Origin of the sequence: Actinocrinis sp., assembly GCF_035650855.1 — a bacterium.
Lineage (GTDB): Bacteria > Actinomycetota > Actinomycetes > Streptomycetales > Catenulisporaceae > Actinocrinis.
The window spans coordinates 1-7,527 of sequence record NZ_DASRGV010000029.1 but is presented as its reverse complement, the minus strand read 5'-3'; the positions used below and the strand labels follow the sequence as shown (position 1 = coordinate 7,527).

Genomic DNA, 7,527 nt, shown 5'->3' with positions numbered 1-7,527 from the left:
TCTTGCCCTGCTGGTAGGCGTCGAGGCACTTGTTGCCGTAGACGGTGACCGTCCCGCCGGGCTGCAGCGTGAACTCCTGGTTCGAGGCGGCGGAGCAGGTCTCGATGTCGACCTGGGTGCCGTTCGTGGTCGAGCTGCCCGGCACCGCGAGGCAGCGCCCGGACTGGGAGCCCACGAGCTCCGACGCGTTCACGCCGCCGCTGCCGGGCTGGCCGGAGCTGCCGAGCACGAAGGTGCTCACGCTCTGCGCCGGCAGCGAGGTGCTGATCGTCGAGCCGGAGATCGAGGGCGCGCTGATGCTCGCCACGTTCTCGCTCGCGCTGGTGCGGTAAGCACCCTGCGACGTGATCGTGCCGCTGTTCAGGTTCAGGCTGAACGAGGTGGCCGAGGAGTTGGTGTTGGTGGCCACGACCGTCCAGGCGTTGTTCGCCCAGAACGCCAGCGCCTGCACGCCGGAGGGAGCACCGCTCAGGCCGTATCTGACCGCGCCGGGCCGGACGAATCTGCTGTACTGCGCGAGGACGTAGAAGCGCTTGGAGATGTAAAAGTTCTGATCATTGTCGGCGGCGTAGTTCGGGTTGTAGTAGATCAGCCCGTCGTTGTAGCCGCTGGAGTTGACGCTGGTCGCGCAGGTGGAGCTGGTCGTGGGGTCGCAGCCCATGACCGGGGAGAGGGCGGTCCACCACTGGAACGCGCTGTCGTCGCCGTACGCGAAGTCGTTGTAGACGATCTTCGCCAGCGCGACGCCGCCGGAGATGGTGGGGTCGTACTGCGCGCCGTAGCCGCCGCCGGTGACCTGGCAGCAGATCTCGGTGGCCCACTTGGCCTTGTTGTTCACGTCGCCGAGCGCCGCGACCAGCTCCATCTGAGTCGCGCCGGGGAAGTCGTAGGTGTGGTGCGCGATCGCCGCGGTGTACGAGGGCGCGCTGGAGTCGGCGAGCCAGGTCGGTGCCTCGGAGAGCAGCTGCGTGGTCTTGCTCGACTCGTCCGCGATCACCTTCGTCGACAGGCCGGCCGACTGGAGCGCCGAGCCGACCGCGCCGATCGTTCCGGCGCGCTCGGACGCGGGAACGGCCATTCCCTCCTGGCTGCAGCTCGAGAAGCTGTTGTCAGGTTCGTTCATCGGGCTGATCTCGTTCAGCGTCACCCCCTGCGCGGCGAAGTGCGAGGCCACGGTTGCGAGGTAGCTGCCGTAGGCGGCCTCGTCCGCGGCGACGAGGGTGCCGGCGCAGCTCTCGTTGTTGCTGGTGTACTGCTCGGGGGCGCTGTTGACGAAGCCGATCAGGTCGGGCACGCCGTCGGCCGCGGCCGTCTTGAGGAAGTACTGGCCGGTCGGGTCCTTCGTCCAGTCGTAGGACCCTGACGAGGTCAGGAAGGTGGACGCGGCGCGCGGGCCGGCGGCGACGCCCACCCCGCCGCCGCCGATGTTGTACCGGTACTGGCTCAGGTCCAGCCCGGCCGTGGTGAACAGCAGCGAGGCCGCCTTCGCCTGGTTGGCCGCGGAGAAGTTGGCCAGGTCGTTGACCCACCACGCGCCGGAGGCGCCGAAGCCCGCGACGGTCTGCGCTGGCGCGGTGATCTGGGCGACGGAGGAGGCGGCCGCTACCTGGGCGGGCGCCGCGGGATTCGTTCCGGCGAGCAGGGCGAGGCCGATCAGCCCGGCGAGCGCGGTGCCGCCTGGAAGTGCGGCTAAGGGTAAGGACATTGCTGCTCTCCTCTCTGAGAGCGAGGCGAAATGTCTGGCGCGCGGTCCGGAAAGCTAACCGGTCGCCAACCCTTCGTCAACCCCATAGAGAAAGTCGCGAGCAGCACATATCACGCCGACGTCAACGAACGCGGACATTCCTGCGGCCAGCGGTGCGGCGACTGGCCGCGCGCCGGGCCGGACCGCTATGACCGGCTCGGTGCGAGCGCTCCCTCGAGCGCGAAAGTCGCAGCGCCCAGACTCACCGGGTTGGTCGCGATCGGGCACAGCATGATGCGGGTGTGCTCGAGCGGCCGCGGCAGCGCGTGCTCGGCCACCGCCTCGCGCATCCCGGTGAGCAGCGCGTCGCCGAGGCGCGCCGCCACCCAGCTGCTGAGTACGATCACCTGCGGGTTGAGCAGGTTCACCAGGTTGCCCACCGCCACGCCGAGGTACCGCGCCGTGCGTTTGACCGTCTCGACCGCGGCCGCCTCGCCCTTGGCCAGCGCCTCGGCCAGCGCGTCGATCGCAGCCGTCTGATCCGCGTGCAGCAGGGCGCTGTCCGGGTCGACCTCTCGCAGCGTGTTGATGATGCCGAGCGACCCGACGTACGCCTCCACGCAGCCCATCGCGCCGCAGTGGCAGGCCCGGCCGTCCAGGACCAGCGTGGTGTGCCCCCACTCCCCCGCGGTGTTGGACGCGCCGCGGTAGAGCGAACCGGCCACCGCGATCCCGGCGCCGACGCCGGTGCCGAGGTTGACCACCACGACGTCGTCGCAGCCGCGCGCCGCGCCGAACCAGAGCTCGGCGACGGTGCAGGCCATCAGCGGATTGTCGAGGTAGATCGGGAACTGGAGCTGCTCGGCGAGCAGCTCGCGCAGCGGCACCTCGTGCCAGTTCCAGTTGGGGGCGAAGACGGAGAGGCCGCCCTCGCGCTCGACCTGTCCCGGCATGCTGACCCCGACGCCGAAGACCAGCCCGGCGTCCACCCCGGCGTCCGCGAGCACCGTGCGCACCCCGGAGGCGATGTGCCCGACCACCTGCTCCGGCCGGTTCACGCTGGCGGACAGCGGCTCCTCGGCCCGGGCCAGCAGCCGCAGCGCCAGGTCGAACAGCTCGACGTGGATGTACGTCTCCGCGACGTCGACGCCGATCAGCGCGCCGCCGTCGGCCTTCATGGCGACCAGCCCCCGCGGCCGGCCGCCGTCCGAGTCCTCGAAGCCGACCTCCACCAGCACGCCGCGCTCGAGCAGTTCTCCGACCAGGTTGGCGACCGTGGCCAGGCTCAGCCCGGTGGCCGCGGCGAGCTCCTGCCGAGAGACCGGCGACTGCGCGATCACGTAGCGCAGCAGCTCATTGCGATTGGCCCGGCGGATATCCCGAGACGTGCGCTTCACCAACTGACCGCCCCTTTGTGGACCATGCCCGTGCAGTACGAACGCTGAGAGCTTAGCTCTCGTTACCATCCGGCACCGCCGGTACCAGCATATTTCGGCGGAGTTTCGACGGCGGCCGGCGCGTGCGGCCGCCGGGCGGATCCGGCGCCGCGCCCACGCGGTGTGAACGCGCGCCACCTGCGCCACTCCTTACGAAGCCGTGACGCCCGTGCGCCGCCCTTTCCCCCTGCCCTGCTGCGCCGCCTAGCGTGGCTGCCATGAGGGTACTCGTCACCGGAGCCGCCGGATTCATCGGATCGCACATCGTCGAGTCGCTCCTGGACTCGGGGCACGAGGCGGTGGCGTTCGACGCGCTGCTGCCGGCCGTGCACCCGGAACCGGAGCGGTCGCGGGAGCGGATCCCGGCCGGAGTCGAGTTCATCCGGGCCGACGTGCGCGACGCGGACGCCGTCGAGCGCGCTCTGCGCGGAGTCGACGCGGTGTGCCACCAGGCCGCGATGGTCGGCCTCGGGCTGAACTTGGACGACGCGCCGGACTACGCGGGGTGCAACGATCTCGGCACGGCGGTGCTGCTCGCCGCGATGGCGCGCACCGGTGTATCAAGGCTCTCGCTCGCGTCGTCGATGGTCGTGTACGGCGAGGGCCGTTACGACTGCTCCGAGCACGGTCGGGTGGAGCCGGGACCGCGCGTGACCGCGGACCTGGCGGAAGGCCGCTTCGAACCGCCCTGCCCGCACTGCGGCGAGGCCCTGGCCCCCGGCATGGTCGACGAGGACGCGAGGCTCGACCCGCGCAATGTCTACGCGGCGACCAAGGCGGCGCAGGAGTACCTGGCTACCTCGTGGGCACGCGCTGCCGAGGGGACGGTCGCGATGCTGCGGTACCACAACGTCTACGGTCCGCGAATGCCGCGCGACACGCCGTACGCCGGCGTGGCAGCCATCTTCCGCTCCGAGCTGCAGGCCGGACGGCCGCCGCGGGTCTTCGAGGACGGTGGGCAGCGGCGCGACTTCGTGCATGTGCGCGACATCGCGACCGCCAATGTCGCGGCCCTGGAATGGACCGGAAAGGCGGATCCGGGCGCCGGGCGGGCGTTCAACGTCGGCAGCGGCACGCCGCGTACGGTCGGCGAGCTCGCCGCGGGTCTGGCGGAGGTGATGGGCGGGCCCGAGCCGGTGGTCACCGGCCAGTACCGGCTCGGCGACGTACGGCACGTGACCGCCTCGAATCTGCGGCTGCGCACCGAGCTGGGCTGGGCACCTGCCGTAAGTTTTGCCGATGGTCTCGCCGAGTTCGTTGTCCCGGCGGACGCAGACTGATGAGCTAGGGGTATGCGCCCACTTATTCACCCGCGTACCCGCACCAGTGCCCACGCTCACACCCGCACCCGCACCCGCAACCACGCCCGCACCCGCACCCTCGCTGCCGCGGCCGCCGCCGGACTGCTCGCCGCCGTCCTGCCCGCCTCGGCCGCGCACGCCGCGACCGGCATAGCCGGCTGGACCCAGGTCACCCACTACCTGGAGAGCAGCCTCTCGGCGGACGAGGGGGTCGCGACCGTCAACCCGCCCGGCGGCTCGGCGTACGAGCTCTACCGCGGCGTCGCCTCGGTCCCACTCGGCGTGCTGGCCGAGGGCTGGAACCACGTCGGCGACCCGGATTCGGCCAACGGCTACATCTTCGACGCCTTCCAGAGCGGCGCCTCGTCTCCGACCTCGAAGATGTTCCGCGTCACCACGCCCTCCGGATCAACCTACGAATACACCCACGACCTGGTGCCCGGCGAGCAGTACAACAACTCCTTCGACGCCGTCTCCCCGGACACCCAGTGGATGGTCGCGGGCGAGTGGGGCACCATGTCGCACCTTCAGATCTATCCGACGCCGATCCTGAACCCGCAGACCCCGGCCACCGGCGGCAGCCTGGCGCTGTCCGGCTACGTCCAGCTCGACCACCAGGTCAACGACGTGCAGGGCTGCGACTTCGTCAGCGCCACCAAGCTGATCTGCGCCTCGGACGACAGCAGCCAGTCGCTCTTCCCGGACGCGAAGCCGCTGCTCGAAGTGGACCTGCCGAACGCGCTCGGCGGCGGCGACGTCGCCGGCCACGTGACCGACCTCGGCCCGATCCCGCAGACCAACAGCATCTGCTCGGGCAGCTTCGAGTCCGAGGGCGTGGACTACGACCCGGCCAGCGGCATCCTGCGGGTCGAGATCATCCAGCCGGGCGTGTGCGCCGTCGCCACCACGGTCTACGAGTACAAGGCGAGCTAGCGCTCAACGCGCCGCCCTCGCAGTTCCTGCTCGCGCGCTCAGCTGACCACCGGTTCACGTAGACCCATTCAGGTGAGCGCGCGAGCACAAGGCGCGACCGTTCCTTGCGTGCGCCGGGCTTCCGGAGCAGTCTCCGTGACAAGGACCTGCCGGCGGCGCACTCGGCTGCCGCCCGCTTCGTGCCGCGCTCCGCGGCGCCGCCGACTCGTCACGGCAGTCGGCGACGTCCGCCGGGCGTGGCCGAGGAGGGAGATGGTCCGATGCGCACGATGCTGACGGTGGAGCTGGACACCGAGGTCGCCAACAAGCAGATCGGCGACGGCAGCATGGGCAAGGCGGTGGAAGAGGTCCTGAGCACGCTCAAGCCGGAGGCCGCGTACTTCTACCCGCACAACGGGCACCGCGCGATGTTGCTGGTGGTCGACCTGCCTGACGAAGCGTCGATCGTGTCGACCTGCGAGCCGTTCTGGCTCCAGCTCGGCGCCCACGTCGAGCTCGTCCCGTGCATGAGCGCGGACGACCTGCGCAGTGGGCTGAGCCACCTCGGCTGAGGAGGCTACCCGGCTGCGGAGGCCATCTCCGCGAGCGCCTTGACGCTGTTCCAGTTCCGGCCGGTCGCGACGATTCCCTTCAGGCGGCCGGCCGGTTTCGCCAGCGCGGCGGCCAGCTCCGAGCGGCCGAGCCCGTTCGGCGCGTAGAGGTACATGACCTGTTCGCCGAGCCGGAACTCCTCCGGGAGGAAGGCCGGCTGGTCGATGTCGGCATAGCGGTCCGCGGTGACGTCGGTCGAGTAGAAGACCGCGTGCAGCTGCTTGCCTTCCAGCGTCTCCGCCGGAAACGGGCAGGCCTTGATCACGGCGTCGAGGTACGCACCGGTGCGCACCAGGCACGGCACCTCGAACCCGAACCGCTCCGCGAGCGCCCCCGAGATCCGGGTTGCGATCGCGGCCGGGTCGTGCGCGTCCGCGGTGCCGTGCGGCACGTCGAAGACCGCGTTTCCGCTGGCGAGGTAGGTGCGCACGTCCAGGTAGCCCAGGCCGGCGAGCAGGTCGCGCAGGTCGGCCATCGGGACCTTGCGCTTCCCGACGTTGACCGCCGCGAGCAGTGCCACGTACGTCGTGGTCTCGGCCGTGGTCGTCATGCCGCCAGTCTAGGGAGGCGGACCGACAGCGGATCGGCCCCGAGCGCCGATCCGCCTTCGATCCGATCGTGCGGCCGCGCCGCGGCAGCTCAGCCGACCGGCACCGGCAGCCGGACCTCGAACCGGCAGCCGCCGACCACGTTGCGCACGTCCACTTCGCCGGCGTGCGCTTCGACGATGCCGCGCACGATGGCCAGCCCGAGGCCGGCGCCGGCGAGCGGCTCCGGGGTGCGGGCCGCGGTGCCGCGCCAGGCCACCTCGAAGACCCGGTCCAGGTCCTCGTCCGGGATCCCGCCGCAGGCGTCCACGACCGCGAGTACCGCGTGCCCGTCCCGCTCGGTCGCTTCGACGCGGACCTCGCCGGCGCTCGGGGTGTGCCGGATCGCGTTGGCGACCAGGTTGGTCAGCGCCCGGGACAGCTCCCGCGGGTCCACGCGCACGGCCAGCGGGGTGCGCACGTCCGCCTCCAGGGCCACGCCGCAAGCCCTGGCGAGCGGATCGGCGCCGATCACCGCTTCGTCCACGAGATCGGTCAGCGGCACCCGCTCAAGGGTGAGCCGCAGCGCGCCGGCGTGGATCCGGGACATCTCGAACAGGTCGTCCACCATGCCGGCCAGCCGGTCCACCGACATGCGGATCTGGGTGTGGTAGCGCAGCGGGTCGGTCGCGACGCCGTCCTCCAGCGCCTCCGCCATCGCGCGCAGGCCGGCCAGCGGCGTGCGCAGGTCGTGCGAGACCCAGGCGACCAGCTCGCGGCGTGAGCGCTCCAGGGCCCGCTCGCGCTCGCGGGAGTCGGCCAGCCGCGCCGCGGTGACGGCCAGCTCGCGGCTGAGGTCGTCGAGTTCCGCGGTGGCGAGGGAGACCGGACCGGCCCGATCCGGCAACGGGCCCGGGGCCGCGTGCCGGCCGGCGCGGGACGACGGGAAGTCGAAGTCGCTGCCTTCGTCGCCGAGCGCGCGCATCGCGTTGCGCAGCGCGCGGCTGTCCGCGGTGACGTTGCGGGCCAGCGGTATCGCCATCGCGAGCGCGACG

Annotated in this window: 7 protein-coding genes; 3 read left to right on the top strand and 4 right to left on the bottom strand. The window is 71.3% G+C overall.

The window, feature by feature from the left end; all coding sequences use genetic code 11:
- A partial coding sequence (locus VFB40_RS02530) for a glycoside hydrolase (RefSeq protein ID WP_324847616.1) occupies positions 1–1,705 on the bottom strand: 1,705 nt, incomplete at its 3' end.
- A 185-nt stretch (positions 1,706–1,890) separates the two neighbouring features.
- The gene (locus VFB40_RS02525) at positions 1,891–3,081 is read right to left on the bottom strand and encodes an ROK family transcriptional regulator (RefSeq protein WP_324847615.1); all 1,191 of its coding nucleotides are present in this window, start codon (positions 3,079–3,081) and stop codon (positions 1,891–1,893) included.
- Between the two features lie 257 nt (positions 3,082–3,338).
- On the opposite strand from VFB40_RS02525, the gene VFB40_RS02520 reads away from it, so the two are divergent.
- The 3 genes from VFB40_RS02520 to VFB40_RS02510 all read left to right on the top strand — a co-directional run bounded on the left by VFB40_RS02520 (position 3,339) and on the right by VFB40_RS02510 (position 5,905).
- On the top strand, positions 3,339–4,400 hold the full coding sequence (locus VFB40_RS02520; RefSeq protein ID WP_324847614.1) for an NAD-dependent epimerase/dehydratase family protein: 1,062 nt from the start codon (positions 3,339–3,341) through the stop codon (positions 4,398–4,400).
- 12 nt (positions 4,401–4,412) lie between these two features.
- Positions 4,413–5,354: a hypothetical protein gene (locus VFB40_RS02515; RefSeq protein WP_324847613.1), complete on the top strand. Its 942-nt coding sequence runs from the start codon at positions 4,413–4,415 to the stop codon at positions 5,352–5,354.
- Positions 5,355–5,614: 260 nt separating this feature from the next.
- Positions 5,615–5,905, top strand: a complete 291-nt coding sequence (locus tag VFB40_RS02510; protein WP_324847612.1) for a hypothetical protein — start codon at positions 5,615–5,617, stop codon at positions 5,903–5,905.
- Between the two features lie 5 nt (positions 5,906–5,910).
- Here the strand turns inward: VFB40_RS02510 and VFB40_RS02505 are convergent, their stop codons facing one another.
- Positions 5,911–6,495, bottom strand: coding sequence for a DUF1697 domain-containing protein (locus VFB40_RS02505; protein WP_324847610.1), 585 nt, complete (start codon positions 6,493–6,495; stop codon positions 5,911–5,913).
- An 89-nt stretch (positions 6,496–6,584) separates the two neighbouring features.
- Positions 6,585–7,527 (bottom strand): sensor histidine kinase (locus VFB40_RS02500; protein WP_324847609.1); only part of this gene is annotated, 943 nt, incomplete at its 5' end.

Bases quoted from the DNA above. Each gene is read 5' to 3' on its own strand.
- VFB40_RS02520 (WP_324847614.1), top strand. From the start codon at position 3,339: ATGAGGGTACTCGTCACCGGAGCCGCCGGATTCATCGGATCGCACATC.
- VFB40_RS02515 (WP_324847613.1), top strand. From the start codon at position 4,413: ATGCGCCCACTTATTCACCCGCGTACCCGCACCAGTGCCCACGCTCAC.
- VFB40_RS02510 (WP_324847612.1), top strand. From the start codon at position 5,615: ATGCGCACGATGCTGACGGTGGAGCTGGACACCGAGGTCGCCAACAAG.
- VFB40_RS02505 (WP_324847610.1), bottom strand. From the start codon at position 6,495: ATGACGACCACGGCCGAGACCACGACGTACGTGGCACTGCTCGCGGCG.